Annotated in this window: 1 protein-coding gene and 1 pseudogene; both read right to left on the bottom strand. The window is 43.8% G+C overall.

Annotated elements, in window-relative coordinates:
* Positions 1 to 639, bottom strand: a 639-nt coding sequence (locus tag Q0236_RS00085; protein WP_297913550.1) for a transporter substrate-binding domain-containing protein, incomplete at its 3' end; no start/stop codon positions are given.
* 164 nt (positions 640 to 803) lie between these two features.
* Positions 804 to 1,076: pseudogene (locus Q0236_RS00090) on the bottom strand (amino acid ABC transporter substrate-binding protein); the annotation flags it as partial.

A 1,076-nucleotide genomic window follows, 5' to 3' on the forward strand; every position in this document is an offset into this window, starting at 1 on the left:
GCCGATGCCTATAAAATCGCTCGGCCCTAAATTTTTAAACGGCACCTCTAATATATCGTCGATGACGGAGTAGGCGAGCACTATGAGATTGTCGTTGATATAGCCGTCGGCATCGCCGCTGCGAACCATCTGGTAGCACTCTTTGGCAGAAACGCAATGGCCGATATTGGTAAACCCCTTTTGTTTGAAAAATTTCTCCGCTACGGTCGCGTTGCCCTCAAAGATGATCTTTTTATCGTGAAGCTGCGCCATGTCGGTGAAGCCGTCCGCTTTACGCGTCAGAACCCCTAAATTTACGGAAAAATACGGAAGCGAGAAATCGATCTTTCTCTTGCGCTCGGCGGTGATACTAAATAGACCGATTACCAGATCTACTTTATTCGTTTCTAAAAATGGAATTCTATCATTTACGCTTAGAGAGACAAACTCTACCTTGCCCTCTTTTTTGCCGAATATATCTTTGGCGATCGCATAGGCTAAATTTATTTCAAACCCTTCAAATCTTCCGTTAATGGACTCGCAAAGCGGTGGATGTCCGTCGCGAACGCCGATACGGATAACGCCGCTTTGTCTGATCTCTTCAAGGCTGTTTGCAAAAAGCCCCGCGCAAAGCACAAATATAGCGATAAGTACTCTCATCCCCTCTCCTTTATCGTTAAATCCCAACGGCATTCTAGCAAAAATAAGGCAAAAATGGCTAAATTTTATTAAAAATCGAATTTATTATTTGAAAAAGCGCGCAATTAAATGGAATTTTAAAGAATTTTTGAAATTTGGCGGGTTTTTGAAAACCCGCCGAGTATTTATAAAAGGCTGTAAATTTCGTCGAGTAGAAAGTATTTTTTATCTACCAAGCCGCGATAAAACGGCTCGAAAGTATTGCTGTAGGCCTTTTTGAAAAAGCCCTCTTTGCTTAGCTTGATGAGTTCTGCGTTTACCAGCTCAAGCAGCTCCTTGTTGCCCTTTGAAACGCCCACGCCGATAAATTCCGTCGAGCCCAGCGTCTTAAACGGCACTTCCAAGGCGTGATCGATGACGCCGTATGCCAACACTACGAGGTTGTCGTTTATATAGGC

Source organism: uncultured Campylobacter sp. (assembly GCF_938031315.1).
Classification (GTDB): domain Bacteria; phylum Campylobacterota; class Campylobacteria; order Campylobacterales; family Campylobacteraceae; genus Campylobacter_B.